This is a genomic window from Anaerosolibacter carboniphilus, assembly GCF_014205875.1.
In the GTDB taxonomy this organism is placed as follows: Bacteria; Bacillota; Clostridia; order Peptostreptococcales; family Thermotaleaceae; genus Anaerosolibacter; species Anaerosolibacter carboniphilus.
On sequence record NZ_JACHEN010000001.1, the window covers coordinates 31,033 to 52,790 of the forward strand.

17 protein-coding genes and 11 tRNA genes are annotated in these 21,758 nt (G+C 39.7%); 26 read left to right on the plus strand and 2 right to left on the minus strand.

What is annotated here, in order from left to right; genetic code table 11:
* Positions 1 to 32: 32 nt before the first annotated feature.
* Complete coding sequence (locus tag HNQ80_RS00140) at positions 33 to 1,502, minus strand: hypothetical protein (protein ID WP_184306948.1); 1,470 nt, start codon at positions 1,500 to 1,502, stop codon at positions 33 to 35.
* 137 nt (positions 1,503 to 1,639) lie between these two features.
* Between HNQ80_RS00140 and HNQ80_RS00145 the strand changes: the two genes are divergently transcribed.
* The 22 genes from HNQ80_RS00145 to HNQ80_RS00250 all read left to right on the plus strand — a co-directional run bounded on the left by HNQ80_RS00145 (position 1,640) and on the right by HNQ80_RS00250 (position 16,181).
* Positions 1,640 to 2,623 (plus strand): AIR synthase family protein, encoded by a 984-nt coding sequence (locus HNQ80_RS00145; RefSeq protein WP_184306950.1) that lies wholly within the window; start codon positions 1,640 to 1,642, stop codon positions 2,621 to 2,623.
* Between the two features lie 311 nt (positions 2,624 to 2,934).
* Positions 2,935 to 5,040, plus strand: coding sequence for an N-acetylmuramoyl-L-alanine amidase family protein (locus HNQ80_RS00150; RefSeq protein WP_184306952.1), 2,106 nt, complete (start codon positions 2,935 to 2,937; stop codon positions 5,038 to 5,040).
* A gap of 127 nt (positions 5,041 to 5,167) precedes the next feature.
* Entirely contained in the window at positions 5,168 to 5,689 is a 522-nt protein-coding gene (locus HNQ80_RS00155) for a DUF2179 domain-containing protein (protein ID WP_184306954.1), read from the plus strand.
* An 80-nt stretch (positions 5,690 to 5,769) separates the two neighbouring features.
* Positions 5,770 to 6,789 carry a GerMN domain-containing protein gene (locus HNQ80_RS00160; RefSeq protein ID WP_184306956.1) on the plus strand — a complete coding sequence of 340 codons (1,020 nt, stop codon included), beginning with the start codon at positions 5,770 to 5,772 and terminating at the stop codon, positions 6,787 to 6,789.
* Positions 6,790 to 6,953: 164 nt separating this feature from the next.
* Positions 6,954 to 7,742, plus strand: coding sequence for a ribonuclease PH (gene rph / locus HNQ80_RS00165; RefSeq protein ID WP_184306958.1), 789 nt, complete (start codon positions 6,954 to 6,956; stop codon positions 7,740 to 7,742).
* Positions 7,717 to 8,322, plus strand: coding sequence for an XTP/dITP diphosphatase (locus HNQ80_RS00170; protein WP_184306960.1), 606 nt, complete (start codon positions 7,717 to 7,719; stop codon positions 8,320 to 8,322). The genes rph and HNQ80_RS00170 overlap by 26 nt, the downstream gene beginning before the upstream one ends.
* 1 nt (position 8,323) lies before the next feature.
* Positions 8,324 to 8,797: a metallophosphoesterase gene (locus HNQ80_RS00175; protein WP_184306962.1), complete on the plus strand. Its 474-nt coding sequence runs from the start codon at positions 8,324 to 8,326 to the stop codon at positions 8,795 to 8,797.
* A 220-nt stretch (positions 8,798 to 9,017) separates the two neighbouring features.
* Positions 9,018 to 9,094: transfer RNA gene (locus HNQ80_RS00180), tRNA-Pro, on the plus strand.
* A 126-nt stretch (positions 9,095 to 9,220) separates the two neighbouring features.
* Positions 9,221 to 9,294: transfer RNA gene (locus tag HNQ80_RS00185), tRNA-Gly, on the plus strand.
* A gap of 5 nt (positions 9,295 to 9,299) precedes the next feature.
* Positions 9,300 to 9,376 (plus strand) — tRNA-Arg (locus tag HNQ80_RS00190).
* An 8-nt stretch (positions 9,377 to 9,384) separates the two neighbouring features.
* Positions 9,385 to 9,460: transfer RNA gene (locus tag HNQ80_RS00195), tRNA-His, on the plus strand.
* Between the two features lie 12 nt (positions 9,461 to 9,472).
* A tRNA-Gln gene (locus HNQ80_RS00200) sits at positions 9,473 to 9,548 on the plus strand.
* 4 nt (positions 9,549 to 9,552) lie between these two features.
* Positions 9,553 to 9,628, plus strand: a tRNA-Lys gene (locus tag HNQ80_RS00205).
* Between the two features lie 107 nt (positions 9,629 to 9,735).
* Positions 9,736 to 9,822 (plus strand) — tRNA-Leu (locus HNQ80_RS00210).
* 7 nt (positions 9,823 to 9,829) lie between these two features.
* Positions 9,830 to 9,904: transfer RNA gene (locus HNQ80_RS00215), tRNA-Gly, on the plus strand.
* Positions 9,905 to 9,913: 9 nt separating this feature from the next.
* Positions 9,914 to 9,987, plus strand: a tRNA-Gly gene (locus tag HNQ80_RS00220).
* A gap of 6 nt (positions 9,988 to 9,993) precedes the next feature.
* Positions 9,994 to 10,070 (plus strand) — tRNA-Arg (locus HNQ80_RS00225).
* Positions 10,071 to 10,132: 62 nt separating this feature from the next.
* Positions 10,133 to 10,209 (plus strand) — tRNA-Arg (locus tag HNQ80_RS00230).
* A gap of 251 nt (positions 10,210 to 10,460) precedes the next feature.
* Positions 10,461 to 11,048, plus strand: a complete 588-nt coding sequence (locus tag HNQ80_RS00235) for a TetR/AcrR family transcriptional regulator (RefSeq protein WP_184306964.1) — start codon at positions 10,461 to 10,463, stop codon at positions 11,046 to 11,048.
* 167 nt (positions 11,049 to 11,215) lie between these two features.
* On the plus strand, positions 11,216 to 12,304 hold the full coding sequence (locus tag HNQ80_RS00240) for an efflux RND transporter periplasmic adaptor subunit (protein WP_184306966.1): 1,089 nt from the start codon (positions 11,216 to 11,218) through the stop codon (positions 12,302 to 12,304).
* A gap of 11 nt (positions 12,305 to 12,315) precedes the next feature.
* On the plus strand, positions 12,316 to 15,399 hold the full coding sequence (locus tag HNQ80_RS00245) for an efflux RND transporter permease subunit (protein WP_184306968.1): 3,084 nt from the start codon (positions 12,316 to 12,318) through the stop codon (positions 15,397 to 15,399).
* Between the two features lie 170 nt (positions 15,400 to 15,569).
* A complete protein-coding gene (locus HNQ80_RS00250; protein ID WP_184306970.1) occupies positions 15,570 to 16,181 on the plus strand; it encodes a hypothetical protein in 612 nt (203 codons plus the stop codon).
* On the opposite strand, the gene HNQ80_RS00255 is transcribed toward HNQ80_RS00250, so the two are convergent.
* The gene (locus HNQ80_RS00255) at positions 16,175 to 16,456 is read right to left on the minus strand and encodes a hypothetical protein (protein WP_184306972.1); all 282 of its coding nucleotides are present in this window, start codon (positions 16,454 to 16,456) and stop codon (positions 16,175 to 16,177) included. The genes HNQ80_RS00250 and HNQ80_RS00255 overlap by 7 nt on opposite strands.
* 260 nt (positions 16,457 to 16,716) lie before the next feature.
* On the opposite strand from HNQ80_RS00255, the gene HNQ80_RS00260 reads away from it, so the two are divergent.
* The 4 genes from HNQ80_RS00260 to HNQ80_RS00275 all read left to right on the plus strand — a co-directional run bounded on the left by HNQ80_RS00260 (position 16,717) and on the right by HNQ80_RS00275 (position 21,735).
* The gene (locus HNQ80_RS00260; protein WP_184306974.1) at positions 16,717 to 18,843 is read left to right on the plus strand and encodes a putative bifunctional diguanylate cyclase/phosphodiesterase; all 2,127 of its coding nucleotides are present in this window, start codon (positions 16,717 to 16,719) and stop codon (positions 18,841 to 18,843) included.
* Positions 18,844 to 19,029: 186 nt separating this feature from the next.
* Complete coding sequence (locus tag HNQ80_RS00265) at positions 19,030 to 19,593, plus strand: RNA polymerase sigma factor (RefSeq protein ID WP_184306976.1); 564 nt, start codon at positions 19,030 to 19,032, stop codon at positions 19,591 to 19,593.
* Between the two features lie 67 nt (positions 19,594 to 19,660).
* Positions 19,661 to 20,356 (plus strand): response regulator transcription factor, encoded by a 696-nt coding sequence (locus HNQ80_RS00270; RefSeq protein WP_184306978.1) that lies wholly within the window; start codon positions 19,661 to 19,663, stop codon positions 20,354 to 20,356.
* The gene (locus HNQ80_RS00275; RefSeq protein WP_243182857.1) at positions 20,338 to 21,735 is read left to right on the plus strand and encodes a sensor histidine kinase; all 1,398 of its coding nucleotides are present in this window, start codon (positions 20,338 to 20,340) and stop codon (positions 21,733 to 21,735) included. The genes HNQ80_RS00270 and HNQ80_RS00275 overlap by 19 nt, the downstream gene beginning before the upstream one ends.
* Positions 21,736 to 21,758 lie beyond the last annotated feature (23 nt).

Below are 21,758 nucleotides of genomic sequence, written 5' to 3' on the forward strand. Positions count from 1 at the left end.
AGGCGCCGAATAAGCGCCCTTTAGCTTATAACTTAAGTTTTTGAACAAAGATTAGATAGAACCAGAGCAGCATAAAGCGCTTGCTGTGTCTCATAGTGATCCCTTTGGAGATAAATTCTATCCCTTTTAGGATTGATTTTGAATTCTTTAGTAAAGACACAGCTATTCTCTTCATACATGAGAAGGTCTGGAGATACAGGATCAAGATTTCCCATACTTCGCATATTTGAAAGCTCAGAAATTGATGGCGGACTCACTTGTATACCTGAAATATTGATGGATGAATTGAAAAAAGCACAGAGCTGTTTACGCAATAAGGCCGTATTATTAGCATTTGTTTCAACGGATAAGAGGCTTTGGAGTCCATTTAATATAGAAGCAATATCCATTGCTGAATACTTTATTTTTTTTCGTTTATTATGACCAAAGAGATTGATTTCTCCGTTCCATCGTGAATTGAGGTAATGGTACAATTTTTTTGCTTCTCCATAGAAGCGATCATATTGGGTAAATTTATATCCCTCTATGAGGGCCGTGATTGCTCTGCCGTGGGTTGCCAGAGAACTGATTTTAAGACCTTGTCGATCTCTGGATAATTTACCACCACCGACTTCTCTGGCACTCAACTCTGCGCAGAGTTTGATGACCAAGGGCTCAAGGGCCTCCTGCTGGTGCAGTTGGTGTGCCGTTTTAACCAACAAGGGAATGATAAAGGTGAGATCCTTTGTCTTAAGATCATATAGATCATCCTCTTGATGGCATAATACATGAAGAATCTGAGAGGACAGTTCACCGAAGTAGGAGGCTTGTTCCGTATCATAGTAGTTAGGGTAATGATTATAGTCATTCAATAATTCACAAAGGCTGGCATAGGCATGCATCATATGGATTTGATCTAACCAGCGAATCGGATGATCCTTGGTTTTCAAGAGGATATGATCCTTGTATTTTGACTTATCCTTTTTTTCAATAAATAGGCCTTGGTTGTTTCTTAGGTGCTGATGACAAAATTCTCCCTGCTCCATGGCCCCATGAAGGAAAAGAAGGCCAATAAATTTTTCATGGCCGCTGGAGGAGCGGCTTGAATCTGATAGGCTGTGATGGTATAGATATTTAGATAATTGAATCTCGCTGTTGATGAGAAGGGCTTGATCTAGTGGAGAAATATTCTTTTTAAAATGTTCTTTGTTCCAGTGTAGATCTTTCTTCTCAGCATTAAGGGCGCCCAGCATATCGGCGAAGCCTAAGTTACCTCGACTATATACAGCTCTTAAAGGGAAAAGTGCATAATTTAGATCTATGGAATGACTTGATGAATCTTCAGCACCTGGCAGCAGCTTATGAAGCTTATCATAGATTTCTTCAGAGAAATCTGCACTTATGCCCATATCTGATAGAAGGGCTAGGGAAAAGACATTTGAAAAAGAATAAAGCAATGCTTGTTTTTCTATGCTTTCCATGGTAGGAGTATCAAAAGCATCTAACGTCGATTGAAAAATCATTTTTTCACCACCTTAAAGAAAATTCATTTATACTATAGATATGCAAATAAAACAGAAAACTTACTTAAATCTATAAAGCTTCGAAAGTTTAGGGTATAATGTACCTAGTAAACATCATGGGGAAAGGTGAGAAAAAAATGAAGGTAGGAAAGCTAGACACTGATTTGCTGCGAAAGATCGTATTTCGACATATAACTTTTCAGAGAGAAGAAGTACTGGTTCGGCCTGGGGTAGGGGAAGACTGTGCCGTAGTAGATTTTGGAGATTATGCATGTGTGCTTTCTACGGATCCCATAACCGGGACAGCCAGTGAAGTAGGAAGGTTGGCCGTACATATTTCCTGTAATGATGTGGCCTCCAATGGGGTAGAACCTTTGGGATTGATGCTGACGATCATGGCACCAGAGGGAACTACAGCGGATGAGATTGAGGAAATTATGAAACAGGCGGGCAGAGAAGCCGGAAAGTTAAATGTGGAGATTATTGGTGGGCATACAGAAATTACTACGGCGGTAAATCGAATGATTGTATCAGCCACAGCCATTGGTAGACAGATCAAAAGTAAAGTTGTAGCTACTCGTGGTGCACAAGTAGGTGATCTGGTATTGATGACCAAGACAGCTGGCCTAGAAGGAACAGCTATTATTGCTCATGAAAAGGCAGATCAATTGATTGCATATATGGGTCCGGATATGGTGAACAGCGCAAAGATTATGATGGATAAAATCAGCGTGGTACCTGAAGGAATGATTGGAGGCGCAATAGGAACCAGCAGCATGCATGACATCACTGAGGGCGGATTACTTGGCGCTGTATGGGAGTTATGTGAGGCAGCGGGAGTAGGAATAGAAATCTATATGGATAAGATTCCTATTGCCGCAGAGACAGAAAGAGTATGCAAATACTTTGGTATTGATCCTCTGCGATTGATCTCCAGCGGCTGTATGTTGATGACCATCTCGATGGATAAAGAGAAGGATCTTTTGGAGGCTCTTAAAGAGCAGGGAATTCAAGGGACCGTTATCGGTAGAGTTACTACTGGAGGCAGATTCTTAATAGATGGGAAAGAAAAATTAGAAATTGCACCGCCTGAAAGCGATGAGTTGTATAAGGTGGTATAAGATTGAGATTGAAGGGGCGATTCATGAATTGCCTGAGGACCACAGACTGCGATAGCGCCCTTAGGCGCTTTTTTTATCCTTAATTTTAAGCTAAATTACAGATATTACATCTCGGTTACAAAACGGCAAACAAAGTTGACATAAGTTTTATACAAGTGATATAAATAGAATTAGGACGAGTGTTTTGTCGAAAAAAATAAGGGGTTTCTACATACAGATTACGTCGGGGAATATATGTCGAATATGTATCAAAGGAATGTCGAGTTTCGTTTCGACAAAGGAGGCAGGCAAATAAAATAGGGGGACGAAAGATGAAAAAACTGTTATCGTTTTTGCTGGTAATCACGATGTTGCTTGGTATGCAGACGACTGTTTATGGTGCAAAGTTTGAAAGTGATACCATCGAAGTTGTAGACGGACCAACCAACAAGAAACAAGAGGTATATGTAGCCAACTTGCTTATGGGTGGAAAAGATGTACTGACAGATGTACCTACAATGCTTTATAAGAACCGTACGCTGGTCCCTATTGCCTTCGTAGTAGAAAATCTAGGGGCGAAAATTCAATGGAATCAAGACAAATATGAAGCGACCATCACGACCAGCGACAAAACCATCGTATTAAAGATTGATAGTGCTACGGCCTATGTAAATGGATCGAAAACAACGCTTCCCGATAATGTACCGGCAAAGCTTTTGGGATACCAAGGGAATTTTAGAACGATGGTACCTTTAAGGTTTGTTTCGGAACAGTTAGGGATGAACGTAAACTGGATTGCAGAAACAAGAACTGCCGCAGTGGATTTAGAAAAACAATCGATTACAGGAATTACATATGAAAGCAAAGGAAGCAATAACTCTCAGATTCGTTTCAAGACCACTGGAAAAGTAAGTTATACTTCTATGTATTTGGAAGGAAGCAAAGTTGGCGGACAAGATCGAATCGTCGTTGACATACCGAGCGCCGTATTGAATGTTCAGGATAGCTCGATCTCAGTAGAAGGTAACGGACTCCTGCGGAAGCCTATAGGCGCCGATGGGGTCAGCGCTGTCCGTGCGTCCGTCTTTGAACCGGCACCTAGAAATGTTGTGCGGTTAGTAGTAGATTTGGAAAAAAAGAAGAGCTTTAATATAGGGTTTGATGCAGCTACTAATGAGTTGAAAATTGACGTATACAATCCATTAAATACGGTGAAGGAAATCGCTTTGGAACAGCGTAATAACATGGATGCTGTAGTGATTCGAACAGAAGATACGCCCCAATATAATGTAATGGATTTAGGCAATCGGGTAGTCATTGATGTATTGAATGCCCAGTTAAAAGCATCTAAGACAGAAATGTCCGTATCAAGAGGTAGTGTATCCAGGGTTAGAAGTGCTGTGTTTACGCCAGATCAAAACTATAGTGCAGACGAAAAAATTGTACGGGTCGTACTGGATTTAGAGCCCGGACAAAGCATAGATGATGTAGTGATTGAGGATGAGAACAAAGATATTCTGATTTATGTGGGTGGTAGACCGCTAGAAGGTGTTGATTACCGAAAAGAGACCTTTAGTAAATCAGTGCTAAAAATGAGTCTTCAGAATCGAGGAGAAGCTAGTATCAGTTACAATGAAAGCAGTAGGGAGTTAAATGTAAGAATAGAGAAAAGCAGAATTAATTGGGAAAGTACAAATCTAAATATTTCTGATAAAATTGTGGAATCCATTGAAATTGATGGCGAGTCAGATAATCGTTATTATGAAGTGAAGTTGAGGCTGGCAGCAGGAACGGGTTATACAGTGCAAGACCAAGGAGAGTCTTCAAATCATATTGTGCTTGGTTTTGAAAACTATAACCTTGGCAATTCAAAATATAATAATAAAATCGTCGTATTGGACGCAGGGCATGGTGGCAAGGACCCAGGTGCCTCTGGAGTGAAATTAGGACTAAAGGAAAAAGAGCTAGCCCTGGATGTTTCCAAGAGACTAGAGAAATTACTTCAAGACGCAGGATTTATGACATTTCAGACAAGAACGGATGATACGTATATTGGTCTCTATGATAGACCAGGAATGGCTAACAATTTAGGTGCGGATGCTTTCGTAAGTATCCACTTTAACTGGCACCCTGATCCTAGCGTGACAGGCGTACAAATGCTTTACAATGCTGACCCAAGTCGAGACAGCAAAACTTTCGCAAGAATTATGCAAGAGGAAAGTTTGAAGGAACTTGGTGCTGTAGATAGAAAGATCGTAGAAAGACCGAATCTTGTGGTGATTCGAGAAACCAAAATGCCTGCAGTATTGGGAGAGATGGGGTTCATATCCAACGAATGGGAGGAATCACAGATTGCATCGGAGGAATATCGTCAGAAGATTGCTCAGGCCCTCTTCAATGGTATTACGAGATATTTCGATGAGGTAGTATTAAAATAAGAACCAAAAAGATGTGGCCCTAGGGCTGCATCTTTTTGAATATATAGTCATTACAATTTTTTAATAAAGCCCACTCTTTGGGGTAGATATGATAATATAATATTGTATATAAAAGGAGGGAGAAAGAATGACGTTCATATTAGGATATCTGCTGATATTCTCAGCGAGGATTGTAGACGTTTCAATTTCAGTAGTTAGAACGTTGCTCATGGTAAGGGGGAAAAAGTTCCAGGCTGCTGCATTGGGATGCATAGAGGTTTTTATATATATTACTGTATTAACGAAAATCATGGGACAGCTAGATAACTTAGGAAACTTAATTGCTTATTCTTTGGGCTTTGGAACAGGACAGATTGTGGGGATCTTTATTGAGCAAAAAATGGCGCTAGGGGATGCTACAGTTCAGGTGATCACAAAAGAGGATGAGAGTCAGCTGGTGGAAATTCTTCGGGGTGAAGGCTTTGGTGTCACAGTAGTGCAGGGGTATGGGAAAAATGGTGTGAAACAGATTCTTCATATTGCCTTGAAAAGAAACATGCTGGCAAGATTCTTTCAAATCATGAAGGAGTTCGACAGCGAAGCGTTTATTACTGTCATGGATACCAAGGATATTCGAGGTGGCTACATGCAGCGAATGAAAAGAAAATAAGGAAATTTATTGTTTTAGACATAGTATGACCCCTTGGCTAATATAATTTTATTAAAGAAGATTAGTTAGGGGGTTAATCAATGAAACGCAATCGGGTTATTGCATTATTTCTAATACTATGCATGATGATAAGCCTTGCCGGGTGTGCAAACCCTATTCGCATGGTTAAAAACTTATTTGGTGATGATGAACAGGCTGCCTCTACCATCATTGAAAACGACCCAAATGGTCAAGGAGATGTGCAGCTTAGAGATACAGTATTGTATTATAAAGATGATAAAGGTTTTTTAATTCCTGTTATGAGAAAAATACCTTGGACTGAGGGAATTGCGAAATCAACATTGGCATCTTTGGTCGATAACCCAGCCAATCGGCAAGATATGGAAAGCATTGGATTGCTACCTGTCATTCCAGCCAATACCCAGATTCATGGGATGAATATTGAGAACGGATTATGTAAGGTAGATTTCTCTAATGACTTTTTAAATTATGCCAGCAAAGAGGAAGAAGAGTCTTTGATAAGAGCTGTGGTATATACATTGACCGAATTTGTTACGATTGACCGTGTTCAGCTTATGATTGATGGAAAGGTCCAGAAAAAGCTTCCTTTTGGCACAGAAGTCAGCAAGCCAATCACTCGGGACAACATCAACTATGTCAGCGCCCAACAAAGCAAGGATAAGGTTGTCGTATATTACGAGGGAACAACCAACGGGTTGGAAACTTATTTTGTGCCTGTAACCAAGGCCATCACCAAGAGCGATGATCTAGGGGTGAATGTGATCGATGCATTGGATGCATTGGTAGAAGGGCCACCAGAAGGATTAGGTCTATATACTCAGATCCCAAAAGGAACTAAGGTGATTAGTGTGGATGTGAACAATGCCATCGCCTATGTCAACTTTAATGAGGAGATACTGAAAATCAAAGATAGTGAAGAAACTGCAGAGCATGTGGTAAAATCTATAGCCCTTACCTTGAAGGAGCAGTATAATGATGTAGCAGCAGTAAAGATCCTTGCCAATGGCAAGGAAGTAGAAATAGGGACTTCCCAGGAAGAGGAACCCTTGGCAGTGCCTACCTTCGCAAATCAACATTAAAATCGAATCCCAGTGATTACTCACTGGGATTTTTATATTTTACTGTTCATAAATGCTGATAGAAAAGGATAGAATAATCAAAGATGTAATCCCAATCATTATATGGTACAATATGGTATATGAAAAATGCTTCCCTAGGAAGTACAAAAGAGAGGAAGATACACATGAGTCGATTTGATGGAAGAAAAGTAGATGAATTGCGGCCAGTGAAAATTACAAAGGATTATTTAGCATATGCAGAAGGGTCTGTACTGATTGAAATGGGAAATACCAAGGTGATTTGTACAGCTTCTATAGAGGATCGAGTTCCACCATTTTTAAAAGGCAAGGGCAGTGGTTGGGTGACTGCTGAATATTCTATGCTGCCAAGATCAACCCAAACAAGGAAGCCTAGGGAGTCAAGCAGAGGAAAAGTGGAGGGAAGAACTCAGGAGATCCAACGACTCATTGGAAGAGCCCTGCGTTCGGTAGTTAATCTAGAAGCCCTGGGGGAAAAAACAATTTGGATAGATTGTGATGTGATTCAGGCTGATGGGGGAACAAGGACCGCATCTATTACTGGTTCTTTTGTGGCTCTGGCAAAAGCTTTACATAAGCTCTATGAAGAGAAAGTCATCCAAACGTTACCTCTTAGAAATTATGTAGCCGCCGTAAGTGTAGGAATTGTAGAGGGAATCCCTGTGCTGGATTTATGTTATGAAGAGGATTCCAATGCCAAAGTAGATATGAACATTGTGATGACGGATATGAAGGAGTTTATTGAGGTACAAGGTACTGGGGAAGAGGCACCTTTTAGTCGTCAAGATTTGATGGCGCTTTTAGAATTAGGAGAAAAGGGTAATGAAGCACTGATTCAAATACAGAAAGAGGCTTTGGGTGAAATCGGAAGCCTGATAGGTGTTGAAGAAGAAATAGGGGGAACTGGCAATGCTGAACATGGTAATCGCATCTAAGAATAAGCATAAACTGGAAGAGATCAAAGACATCTTGGGAGAATTGCCTTTGGTGGTCCAGTCTATGGACGAAGTGGGATTAAGCCATTTGGAGGTGGTCGAGGACGGAGAGACCTTCGAAGAGAATTCCATGAAAAAAGCCAAGGAGATAATGGCACTGACAGGAAGAATTGCAATCGCTGACGACTCAGGCCTGGAGGTAGATGCCTTGAATAATCAGCCCGGGGTATACTCCGCCAGGTTCTCTGGAGAAGGTGCCACGGATCAGAAAAATAATGTTAAACTATTAAAAATGATGGAAGATATACCCTTTGAAAAAAGAACAGCTCGTTTTGTCTCTGTGATTTCTGTTGCCTTCCCAAGTGGGAAGGAGATTGTGGTCAGGGGAGAATGCGAAGGGATTATTGGCTTTGAAGAAAAGGGCAGCCATGGCTTTGGTTATGATCCTCTTTTCATCGTGCCGGAGTATAATCGAACCTTTTCTGAATTGGGTGCAGAGATTAAAAATAAAATTAGCCATCGGGCAAAAGCTCTAGAAAAACTAAAACGGGAATTTGTAAGGGTATTGGGAGGAATTTAGCGTGAGGATAGGGGTGATGAGTGATACCCATGGAGACATAGCGATTGCAGAAAAAGTGATCAGAGAGATGGAAAATCTGGATTTGATCATTCATCTGGGGGATCACTATGAAGATGGTATAAAACTGAAAGATAAAATCAAGATACCCTTAATAGGCATTCGAGGAAATTGTGATGGTTATTCATCAGGGGAAGACGAAATGGTTTACCAGGTGGAAGGACATAAAATACTATTGATTCATGGACATCAATATGGGGTAAAAAGCGATCTAAATCGGCTGTATTATCGAGCCCTTGAATTGGAGTGTGATCTAGTCCTTTATGGACATACTCATATCCCTGTCAGCATGACCTTTGGAAATGTGATGATTTTGAATCCTGGAAGTCTTAGTCTGCCTAGGGGTGGGTCTAAGCCTTCTTATGGTATTGTAGATATCAATGGTTCAGAAATCTATAGTTATATCATTGAACTATAGGAAAGAAATGCAGTGATAACGGGATGATATGGTATAAGGACTGTTGAAACGGTATATAATAGGATAGTAAAACATGGAAAGCATATAAATAACATAGATATGACTCGAAAAAGAGATATATCGAAAGGAAAATAAGATTAGAAAGCGCTAGTCACTGTTAAATCCTTGTAATGAATTTTGACGAAAGATTAAATATGAAGTATACTATTCTTTGTCAGTTCGGGGTGTAGCGCAGTTTGGTAGCGCATCTGGTTTGGGACCAGAGGGCCGCGGGTTCAAATCCTGCCACCCCGACCAAAAAACAGTTGACAGTTCAAGGTTGACAGTTTACGGTTGCTTGGGTAAGTATCTAGAGAAAAAAGACCCTAGGGAATGACTTGAAAATAACCGATAACCGCCAACAGACAACTGACAACCAAACGTGCGGATGTAGTTTAGTGGTAGAACTTCAGCCTTCCAAGCTGATCGTGAGGGTTCGATTCCCTTCATCCGCTCCAAACATGGGTCCATAGCTCAGTTGGATAGAGCAACGGCCTTCTAAGCCGTGTGTCCGGGGTTCGAATCCCTGTGGGCTCACCATTATTTTGGTGGCTGTAGTCAAGCGGTTAAGACACAGGATTGTGGCTCCTGCACTCGTGGGTTCGAATCCCATCAGCCACCCCATTTGAATATTCTTGGGGTATAGCCAAGCCGGTAAGGCACCAGACTTTGACTCTGGCATTCGTTGGTTCGAGTCCAGCTACCCCAGCCATTATGACCTATTAGCTCAGCAGGTAGAGCACTTGACTTTTAATCAAGGTGTCCCGCGTTCGAGCCGCGGATGGGTCACCAAAAACATAGTTGAAAGTTGAAAGAGACAGGTTGAAGGTTAAAAACACCTGAAAACATAATCCAAGTAACTTACAACTTATAACTTGCAACCTACAACTTAATAGTGTGCGGTTGTGGCGGAATTGGCAGACGCGCTAGATTCAGGTTCTAGTAGTCGCAAGACTGTGGGGGTTCGAGTCCCTTCATCCGCACCAAACATATGCGGAAGTGGCTCAGGGGTAGAGCATCGCCTTGCCAAGGCGAGGGTCGCGAGTTCGAATCTCGTCTTCCGCTCCAAAATTTCATGCGGATGTAGTTTAGTGGTAGAACTTCAGCCTTCCAAGCTGATCGTGAGGGTTCGATTCCCTTCATCCGCTCCAAATTATGGGTGCATAGCTCAGTTGGATAGAGCAACGGCCTTCTAAGCCGTGTGTCCGGGGTTCGAATCCCTGTGCGCTCACCATTTATATGGCGGTTAGCATATTGTGCTAACCGCAAACATATGATATGATATCTATAGATCATGCGTCCTTAGCTCAGTCGGATAGAGTCGCTGGCTTCGAACCAGTTGGTCGGGGGTTCGAGTCCCTCAGGGCGCACCAAAAATAAAAACCTTGGATTTCCAAGGTTTTTTTGCTTTGCATAAAAGCTACCGAGATTGCATATTTGGGGGTTAATGTAACACATTAATATAATCGTTTTTATAAGACTATCTAGCATAATAAAGTGCACTACTATAAAAATTAAGCGTGTCCTATCTTTAAAAGGAGTTGACATAAGGAATTCATTAATATATTATAATAATTGAAGATTCATTCATTAATTTGAGTTAATGAATAGGAAGGAGCATATTATGGCCAGAGTTACTGATCCGCAGAAAATCGAAGATGTAAAAAGAGCTGCAATGGAAATTGTGGTAGAGTACGGCTACCGTGGTGCGTCCATTGCATCAATTGCAAAAAAAGCAGGCGTATCAGTAGGATATTTATACCGCTATTACAAAAGCAAGGAAGAGTTGCTTGAAGATCTGATGAATACCCACTTAGGCGAAATTAAAAATGAACTTTTGGGAGATGCAATGGCAAGCAGCACAATCTATGAGTTTGTTTATAATTTGATTCATACAGTGTTCAGATTGGCAATAGAAGATACTATTTATGCCCAAATGTTAGCCACTTTAGTTTTGGATGTAGATATCGAGAAAATAATGGGTCAAAGAGATAAAGAATTTAAGAGTAAGGCGATCGAAAGAATCACTGAACTAGGGAAGCTTACTGGTGAAATTGGTGAGCATGTTGATGAAGAAGATATTATTCTAATACTTATGACGATACCGTTTAGATATGTACTATTGAAGATAAAAGAAGATCATCATGAACGTTTTTTTCAAAAGGAACATGCAGCGCGAATTGCAAAGATTTGTTTTAATGCGCTAGGATAGATAGTATTTTAAAATTAAGCATGAAATGAATGAATAATCATTTATTTAAATGTGAGAATCAATTTAAAATAGCATGCGTTTTAATGTTATAAATAAATGAAAAAACGTTCATTCAAATAATATGAATAAAAACAAAGACATAATAAAATTGAAAGGAAGGATATGGCATGAAAAGAGTTACTGCTGTAGTTGTTATGCTAATGATGATAGTTTCTCTAGTGGGGTGTTCTAGTGCAGATCAGCAAGAAACATCGGAAGAGAGGGCTGCGGCTGTAAAAGTCTTGGAAATAAAAGAAAGTCAGAAACCTGTAACAATAAAATACATAGGAACCGTAGATGCAAAAGAGATTACCGCTTATAGTTTTAAAGTAGGCGGGAAGGTAAAAAGAATTTATGTAGAAAAAGGGGATCACGTGACAGAAGGAACATGCTTAGCAGAAATTGATACACAGGATTTAGAATTTCAAGTAGCCGCAGCAAAGGCTACTATGGATACGGCAGCCTTGAACATCAAAAAAGCAGAGGATTCCTTGCGATATAATAAAGACTTATTTGAAAAAATGGACAGTTTATATACAGCAGGTGCCATATCAAAGGATCAATATGATCAAGCAAAGCTGCAAACAGAGGTAACAGAGACCAGCTATTATCAGGCAAAATCGCAATATGATGCCGCCAAAACAGATTATGAGTATAAAACAACCTTGATACAAGATGCGAAACTCTATGCGCAACAAAAAGGTACGGTTGTAGATGTTTTATTTGAAGAAAATGAAAGGGCAAATGGAGGTCAATCAGTTGCCACAGTTAGAAGCGGAGAGCAGGTAATTAATGTGGGAATTCCTCAACAAGATCTTAAGGCTGTTCAAATAGGTGCTAAGGTGTTGGTTGACGTAGACGGAGAAACGACAGAAGGGATTGTTACATATATAGCAGAAGCACCAGATACAGCGACTAGGACATATCATGCTGAGATTGAAGTAGCGAAAAAAGACTTTAGACTGGGAGCGATTGCTAAAGCTGAGGTAGCGATTGGAGAGCAGCAGGGAATATGGATACCTATGACTGCGGTTTTTTCCAATGGAGAAGATTATGTTTATATCGTGAAAGAAAGCAGAGCATTTAAAAGAACCATCGAAATATTGAATGTAAACGATGACAAGGTAAGAGTTAGTGGAATTGCAGCGGGAGAGTTATTGGCCATTAATGGAATGAAAAACTTAAATGATGGTTCAAAAGTTAGCATTGTAGAGTAGGAGGGGGAATTATGAACAAATTGATTCAGCAGCTAATAAAGGAAAGGCGAGTTACATTATTTTTAGCAGTAGTCATTGCAGTTGTAGGTGCATATAGCTATTATTTACTCCCTAGACAAGAAAATCCAGATGTCTCTGTACCTGTTGCTATGATTATCACTCCCTATCCTGGTGCATCTCCAAATGATGTCAAAGAACTTGTAACCAGTAAGATCGAAGATGAACTGGCTGAGTTGGATGGCTATGATAAAACCATTGGAGTATCAAAAGAGGGTGTGTCTATTGTTGTTGTTATGTTTCAAGATTATGTCGATAGTGATAAAGCACTACAGGATGTGCGAAATGCAGTAGTAGATGTACAGTCAGATATGCCCGGCGGGGCGTTGCCTAGTCAAGTGGATACAGATTTGATAGATACAGCTGGAATTATTATTAGCCTTTCAGGAGAAAATTATACGTATGAGCAGTTAGCATCCTTTGGAGAGCTTTTTGAAGATAAATTGGCTTCTATAGAGGGAATTTCAAAATTTAGTATCGAAGGAGAATTGGATAAAGAAGTAAAAGTTGATATAGATGTTGCTAAATTGAATCAATTAGGTATTTCTATTGTAGATATAAGCCAGATTCTTCAAGCCCAGAATATAGAGATACCTTCAGGAAATATTAAGTATGGAGATACAAAAATCACAGTAAAGACGCCAGGGATATATACTTCGCTAGACGATATTCGAAACACGATCATTGGTGTATCCTCTCAAACGGGTATCGTCACTAAACTATCAGATGTAGCCGATGTCTATATGGATTTGGAAGAAGATGCGCAAAAGTATAAGCAAAATGGAAAGAATGCCGTTCTGCTTACAGGATATTTTCAAAAAGGCAAAAATATAGTCATTGTGGGTAAAGATGTGAGGACTGCAATCGACGAGGTGAAAGCTGCATTGCCAGAGGATTTGATTGTAGAAGAAGTGATTTATCAGCCAGATGATGTATCAAAATCAGTAAATGATTTTATGATGAATCTAATAGAAGGAATCATTTTGGTCATCATCGTCGTTTTTCTAGGAATGGGATTACGAAATGCGTTGGTGGTTTCTACAGCTATTCCGCTATCTGTATTGATTACCTTTGGCGTAATGTTCTTAATGGGAATTGAAATTCATCAAATGTCTTTAACAGCATTGATCATTTCTCTAGGCGTATTGGTAGATAATGCTATTGTAATTAGTGATACGATTCAAGTGAGAATGGATCAGGGAGAAGAAAAACTGGATGCCGCTTATAATGGGACGACAGTATCTTCCATACCGATTTTTACAGCAACTTTAACGACAATTGCAGCATTTTCACCACTGCTTGGATTACCAGGCGCAGCAGGGAAATTTATAAGTGCTATTCCTATTGTACTAATTATCTCTATCATTGCTGCATACCTTGTCGCCATGTTTGTAACACCAGCTATGGCGGCGGTACTGTTTAAGAAAAGCAAAGTAAAAGAAGATAAAAAAAATAAGATAAAGAAATTTTTCTATAATATGCTGCAATTCGCCTTGGGACGGAAAGCCCTGGTGGTGGGCGTAATGATAGCAGCTTTCGTATGCACAGTTGTTATCTTAATGCCTCAGCTGCCTTCTCAATTTTTCCCATATACAGATAAAAATATATTTTATATAGAAATAGAATCGGAAGTCCCAGGAAATATTGAGGCTACAGAAAAATTAACGGATGAAGTTGTAAATCTCTTGTCTAATGAGCCAGAGATTACAAGCTATACAGTGGCAATCGGAACAGGAATGCCCAAATTTTACGTTACCATGAAACCTGCTATGCCTTCTGCAGATTTTGGACAGATGGTGTGCAAGTTCGATCTTGGTGATAAAAAGGAGCGAAGATTCAAAAACAAAGAGGAATTCGTTGACTATATACAAAAAAAATTAGATGAAAATATAGCCAATGGACATACTTCAGCAAGATTATTGGCAAATGCAAAACCTGTTGAAGCGAAGGCAATTGTAAAAGTTTCAGGAGAAAATTTAGATAGATTGAGAGAAGTTGCCGACACGTTAAAGAAAGAAATAGCGACCATTCCAGGAACTACAAATGTAAGACATGATATGAAGGATAAGAGTTTACAGTTACAAATAGAAGTAGATAAGGAAAAGGCCAGCAGCTTTGGAATTACCCAATATGATATTCAAAGGCAAGTAAATATGGCATTATATGGGAATAAGGCATCCGTATATCGTAGAGGAGGAAATGAATACAACATTCGATTGAAGAGTAATATTAACAGTGTATCAGAGTTGGAAAATATGGGAATCAAATCTTCAGCAACGAACAAAAAGGTACCGCTAAAACAGTTTGCCGCGGTAACGCATGAAAGAAAAATGGATGGGATCAATACTTATAAGAGAAAGCAAACAGTTGAAATCTTGATAAATGAACTCCCTGGTTATAGCCCTATTGAGATAGAAAACATCATTGAAAATGAAATTCTTCCCAAAGTGGACACTTCTGGAACAACGATCAGCTTTCATGGAGAAAGGGAAGATATAAGTGAGAACTTTAGTATTGTGGGCATTTTAGCTTTGCTCTGTGTTTTCATTATTTATGTTATCTTGTTGATACAGTTTAACTCCTTTATACAACCTGTTGTGATCCTTCTTACTGTACCGTTATCCCTCATCGGTTCAATAGCAGGATTATACCTAATGAATAACCCTTTGTCCTTGACGGCATTCCTGGGAATTATCGCACTGATAGGACTGGTCGTGAAGAATGGAATACTGTTAATAGAATATATCAATGATGCAAGAAAGCAGGGCTGCAGTATAGAAGAAGCTTGCATAGATGCAGTGGATAAGCGATTTAACGCCATTATTTTGAGTGCAACGACAACCGTCGTAGGACTGATACCTTTGGCACTTTCAGGAAGCAGCTTATTTGGTCCCATGGCGATTGCGTTGATGTCTGGACTAATCGTTTCTACATTTTTGACGATGGTAGTAATACCTGTTGTGTATAGCATATTTGAAGGTTTCATAGAAAACTGGAAAAAGAAGAGGGGGCTAAAAACTGAATTGACTGTAGAATAGCACCAATAACAAAGCTTGTAGCTAACTACAGGCTTTGTTTTATTTTTTGAACACTTCCACGAAATGGTATCCCATGAAATGAAAAATAATTCTTTAGTTTTTATGGATGCTGACGATATAATAATATGGAGACTATTTATTAAGTAACGGAAGAGAAGAAGGAGGACAAATTGAAAAAGCATGCACGATATATATTTATATTGGGAGTGGGAATTGGCTTGATTATTGCCTCTCTGCTAGGCTTGGTAGGAAATAAGATGGCTAATTACCAACATGAGGTCATGGGAAGGCTCGCTGCTGCCAACCAAGTAGGAGAGGAAGAAACCAGCAAAGATCAAGGAGAAGAGAAAAAAGAAGAGGTTCAAGTGGAAGCTGAGAAAGAACAGAACAAAGAATCCGAGACAGTGGAAATTTTGATAAAGGAAGGTTTATCCTCGGAGGAAATAGCAGAAATTCTATATCAAAATCAATTAATCGCTGATAAAGAGGATTTTAAAATTCTTCTGAACTTAAAAACCTTGGATACGGTGAAAGCTGGACAGGTGCTAACAGACCAAGGCATCATCAGCCGAGGATGGAAAATTACTCAATTGCTTAGCACTGTATCAAAAAAGTATGATAAGGCTGCAGAAAAGATGTATGAAGCTAAGCTAATAGACGATCAGGAGAGTTTAGCGTATATCATGGGCATATTGAGAGAAGGGAAAAAAGTGATTCCTGGGAAGAAGATAATCAAAAGAGGAACGAGTATGAATGAGATTGTTCAAATACTTATTCAATAAAACCCTCTGATCATGGAATGATCCGTAAAAGAGACTTTGGAAATCGTATGATTTACCATAGAGAAAGAATAAAACAAAAGATCCGTCCAATCATCTCTTAACTCCTTTTGGACGGATCTTTTTACTTTCTGACGATTATATTTCTCATCTCCTATGACGCCACAACCCCGAGATACTTCCGGCATGCTGCGATTGAGTTTATTGGCAGCATGAATAAAAGCTTTTTTTCCATTAAGATGGAATGACTCTCTTTTAATAGATTTGTTCTTTTTCATCAATCATCACCTCTTACTTATAGTATATCACAAATCATATCTGTTAAGCTATGAAGAATGAGCCAAATAAAAAAGTAAGAGAAAGGTGTAAGAATAAAAATAAAGTGCAAAATATGGAGAATTATGTAGAAAATTGTCAATGAATACTATATAATACTGATAAGCATCCATGAGATGACGGATAGAGAAGTAATGTTTTTACATTTCAGGCTTACCCGTAGATGGGAAGGAATAAATCTCTAGATGAAGGGTGTTCTAAAATGAACAAGGCAAATAAGAAGAAATTAAAGAGACAAACCCAGAGCAACAATACTGATCATAAAGCCGATGAGCCGGACCGCCCGTTGGAATTACATAAAAAACCGAAGTTAACACTTGTGCCCCTGAAAATTGCTTTGCTCTATCTAATTATTGGTGGGATATGGATCATATTATCCGATGAAATCCTCTCTCAACTTTTCACCCATATAGAAACCTTGACGATTATACAGACCTTAAAGGGCTGGCTTTTTATCTTGATTACAGGGGCTATGATCTATTTTATGATAGGAAACAGCCTGAAAAAAGGTGATTATTGGAGTGAAAAGTTGATTCAAAGCTATGAAGAACTGGAAGCCGTACATGGTCAGCTTATGGCTACAGAGGAAGCGCTAAAGGAGAAATATAGTGCCCTTTTGAAAAGCGAAATCGCGTTGAAGGATAGTGAAGAGCGATATCGATTGGCCCTGGAGGGGACCAGCGATGGTATTTGGGTTCATGATACAACCAAGGAAGAAAATTTTGTATTCAACCGTACGAAAGAAATTCTAGGATATGAAGAAGATGAGATGCCTAATACATTAGAAAGCTGGCAAAGCATCATTCATCCTGAAGATATTGTGGAGACAATGGAAATAAGAAGTAAATATCTAAGTAGAATGATACCTTCCTATGAGCATGAGTATCGATTGAGAGCGAAGACAGGAGAATATCGATGGATTGCCAGTAGGGGAAAAGCTGTCTGGGATGAGCATGGAAATCCTGTTAGAATGATAGGCTCCCACAAAGATATAACCAACCAGAAATTGGCGGAGGAAAAAATTTATCGATTGGCTTATTATGATAGTCTGACGGATCTGCCAAACCGGGTTGTGTTTGATGAAAGTCTTTCTACTGTTTTGGAGGAAGCAAAAGCAAAGAGGGAGATGACCGCATTACTTTATTTAGACTTGGATAATTTCAAAATGGTAAATGATACGTTGGGGCATATTTTTGGAGATCTGCTGCTGAAGAATGTGGGAGAACTATTGAAGCGATGCCTTGACGAGCGGGGGATTGTTGCCCGGGTGGGCGGTGATGAATTTTGTATCCTCTTATCAAGTATTAACAGTAAAGAGGAAGTCATTCCAGTGGTAGAGAAAGTTCTGGCAGCATTTCAAAACCCGTGGATATTGGATGACCGAGAATTCTATATTACAACCAGTATTGGCATCGCTGCATATCCGCTGGATGGGGAAGATCGTCATACGCTTCTAAGAAATGCAGACACGGCCATGTATGGTGCGAAAGATTATGGGAAGAACAATTATCGATTCTATACAGTGGACATGAACAAAAAGATTGTTGAGAAGCTTGAAATGAGTAATAGTTTAAGACGTGCCCTAGAGCGCAAAGAATTATTGTTATATTATCAACCTCAAGTTGATTTAGAGAAGGGTAAAATTGTAGGTGTAGAGGCCCTCGTTCGGTGGAATCATCCGATCTGGGGAATGGTGTCACCCGTAAAGTTTATTCCCATAGCAGAAGAAACAGGTATGATTATGGCGATTGGGGAATGGGTATTGCGAGAGGCTTGCAGTCAGAGCAAGAAATGGAGGGAGGCAGGTTACCCTTCTATAGGATTTGGAGTTAATCTTTCAGCTCAACAATTTCAACAGCAGGATTTAGTGGAAATGATACATAGCATTATTTTAGAAAATGAGCTAGAACCCCAACATTTAGAATTAGAGATCACGGAGAGTCTGGCTATGAAAGATTTAGAGCATACTGTGGACATTCTGAAGAGGCTTAGATCTCTGGGAATTAAAATAGCCTTAGATGATTTTGGGACGGGTTATTCTTCTTTAAATTATTTAAAACAGCTGCCTATTGATACCTTAAAGATAGATAAGAGCTTCGTAAATGACATTACCATGGGATCTAATGAAGAGGCAATTGCCAAATCCTTGATTACTTTGGCCCATAGCATGAGTCTTATTGTGACAGCAGAAGGCATTGAAACGAAGGACCAATATATGTTTCTTCAAGAGCAATGCTGTGATAAAGCCCAAGGGTATTTGTTCAGTAAGCCTTTACCTCCCGATGCATTGGAAAGATTGCTCGTAGAGGAGTCCGTAGGTTTAACATAGGGTAAGAGAAAAGTATATACATAACATACATAGGAATGAAAATGAAACTCTTGGAGCCCATCCATGAGTTTTTCTTTTGGAATCAAAATGACAGCTTTTCGTAACTCTTTTGTAACCATTCGATGAGGTGGGCATTATACAATATAACTATCAAGATTGTATACGAGCACAAGGAGTGGAAAAAGGATGGAAGCTTTATCAGGAGCGGTTGTTCAACAAGGCTTGAATCTAGAGCAGCAGGAGATGCTTTATGAGCGCTATCATAAGAATGTATATCATACCGTCTATCATTTATGCAGAGACAGAGAACTGGCTGAAGAATTAACCAACGAAGCCTACTTAGTAGCTTTTCAGAAGATTTATATGTTAAAAGACATGGATAAGTTTAAAGGTTGGATTTGCAGTATTGCTTTAAACCTAGCCAGAGACTATATAAGAAAGAATCATAGGATTTCTCCTGTTGCATCTGTAGAGCAATGGATCCAATCCTGCTATACAGTGGAAGACGAGGTAGTGGCAAAATTGGATCTTAACCAGGTAAAGGCAGCAATCAACGGACTGGATAGCCATTATCGAAATGTTATCATTCTAAGATACTATCATGATTTGCCCTATAACGATATTGCAAAAAGGTTGAATCTAAGTTGTGGAACTGTAAAAACTAGAATCAATAGAGCCAAAGGTAAGCTGCATCATCTCCTTGGAAAAAAAGATGGGAAACAAGAATTGCCAGCTTTATCTGCCATGTAAATATAGAGACAAGGGATTTCTTAGTGATATAATAACAGTAGATAGACTGAAGCGAAGGAGTTTTTCTATGAAGCACAAAATCTTGATTGTGGAAGATGAGCATAGCATCAGAAGTTTGCTGAAGGTAAGCCTGCTCCATAGTGATTATATAATTATTGAGGCTGCAACAGGAGAAGAGGGGTTATCAAAGGCTAGGGCTGAGGAACCTCAGGTGGTGATTCTGGATGTAATGCTGCCAGGGATGGATGGGTTTATGGTTTGCGAAATGCTTCGAAGGGAGTTTCGTAACATTGGGATCATCATGTTGACTGCCAGAGGTCAAGATACGGATAAAATCTGTGGACTGAAATTTGGTGCAGATGATTATGTAATCAAGCCTTTCAATCCTACGGAGCTTGCGTTACGGGTTGCTGCCTTGCTGCGGCGTATGGAAGGCGGAACAAAGACTACGGAAAGCAAGTATATTGAAAGACAGCCCTTTGCCATTGATATAGTGGGACGCAAGGTATTCAAAGAAGGAAGGGTGATTGAAATGACCCCAAAAGAATACCTCTTAATGAAATTATTTTTAGAGAATCCTGGAAAAGCCTTTACGAGGGATGAACTGATGAATGTGGTGTGGGGATGGGATTACATTGGGGATACCAAAATTGTAGATGTGAATATTCGAAGACTGCGAACGAAAATAGAAGATGATTCCTCCAGCCCTATCTATATTGAGACCGTATGGGGTACGGGATATAGATGGAAAGTGGAACAATGAGAAGTATAAAGAAGCGGTTAGCATTCGACTTTATGCTGGTTATACTGATTAGCGTCATCATATTAGAGCTAATATTGATTGGTTTTGTCAAGCATTACTACTATGCCAGCGTAGAAGATGTCCTCACCAATCAGATCATGATGTCCTCACAATTTTATTCCAGGTATTTTACAAATACCACGCTGGAGGATAATGTTTTAGACAATGTGGATGTGTTTTGGAAGCAGACTTCCGCCCAGGTACAAATTATCAATCCCGATGGAAAGGTTTTAATGGATTCCATCGGTTTGTCTATAAAAAAACCTATAGATAGCAATGACTTCAAAAAGGCGATGGAGGGTGAAAAAGGAACTTGGGTTGGACCGGTGGATTATGATGATGCGTCGGTGATGATGGTATCCTATCCCTTAAAATCTGAAGAGAAAATCATAGGGGTTATTCGCTTTATTACATCTTTAAGGGAGGCCGATGCCAGGATTCAAAGAATATCCGAAATTTTTATCGGTATTGGATTGCTGGTTATCTTGATTTCAGGGGCTGTAAGTTTTGTGTTGGCAAATAGCATTATAGGGCCTATTCAAGAGGTAACCCAAGCGGCAGAAAAGATGGCGGGAGGGAACTTTCGGGTCAGGAGTCAAAAACAGTTTGACGACGAAATTGGAAAGCTTTCTGATACGTTGAATTATATGGCAGGAGAGATTATAAAGAAGGATGAGCTGAAGAATGATTTTATCTCTTCTGTTTCCCATGAAATTCGAACACCCCTTACTGCTATCAAAGGATGGGCGATTGTTTTAAATAAGGGGGAGATCAGAGATCAGGAGACCATCCAAGAAGGATTAAGTATCATTGAGAAGGAAAGCGAGAGGCTCACCGCTATGGTGGAAGAGCTGCTGGACTTTTCAAAATTTGCTTCGGGAAAGATTACCTTGAACAAAGAAGAAACCCATATTGAAGAAGTGATACAATATATTGTTAATTATATGGCACCGCGGGCGGAGCGGGATGAGATTGACTTTGTTGTGGAATGTGAAAAAATGCTGCCTGTCCTATGGTTGGATGAAAATAGAGCCAAACAGGTTTTGATCAATGTGCTGGATAATGCCTTTAAGTTTACAGATCCAGGAGGGAAAGTATACCTTTCTGTACGAGAAGAGAGTGGTTTTATGCTCATTACTGTAAAAGATTATGGCTGCGGTATCAGTGAGGAAGATCTACCCAAGGTCAAAGAAAAATTCTATAAAGGAAAAAGCAGTAAATCTCAGAACGGGATTGGGCTATCTGTATGTGATGAGATCATGGCGCTGCACCAGGGTGATCTTGAGATTCTGAGCGAACTGGGTGCGGGAACGACAGTACGCATCCGTTTCCCTATATAAATGGCTTTAAAGAGGTAGGAGAA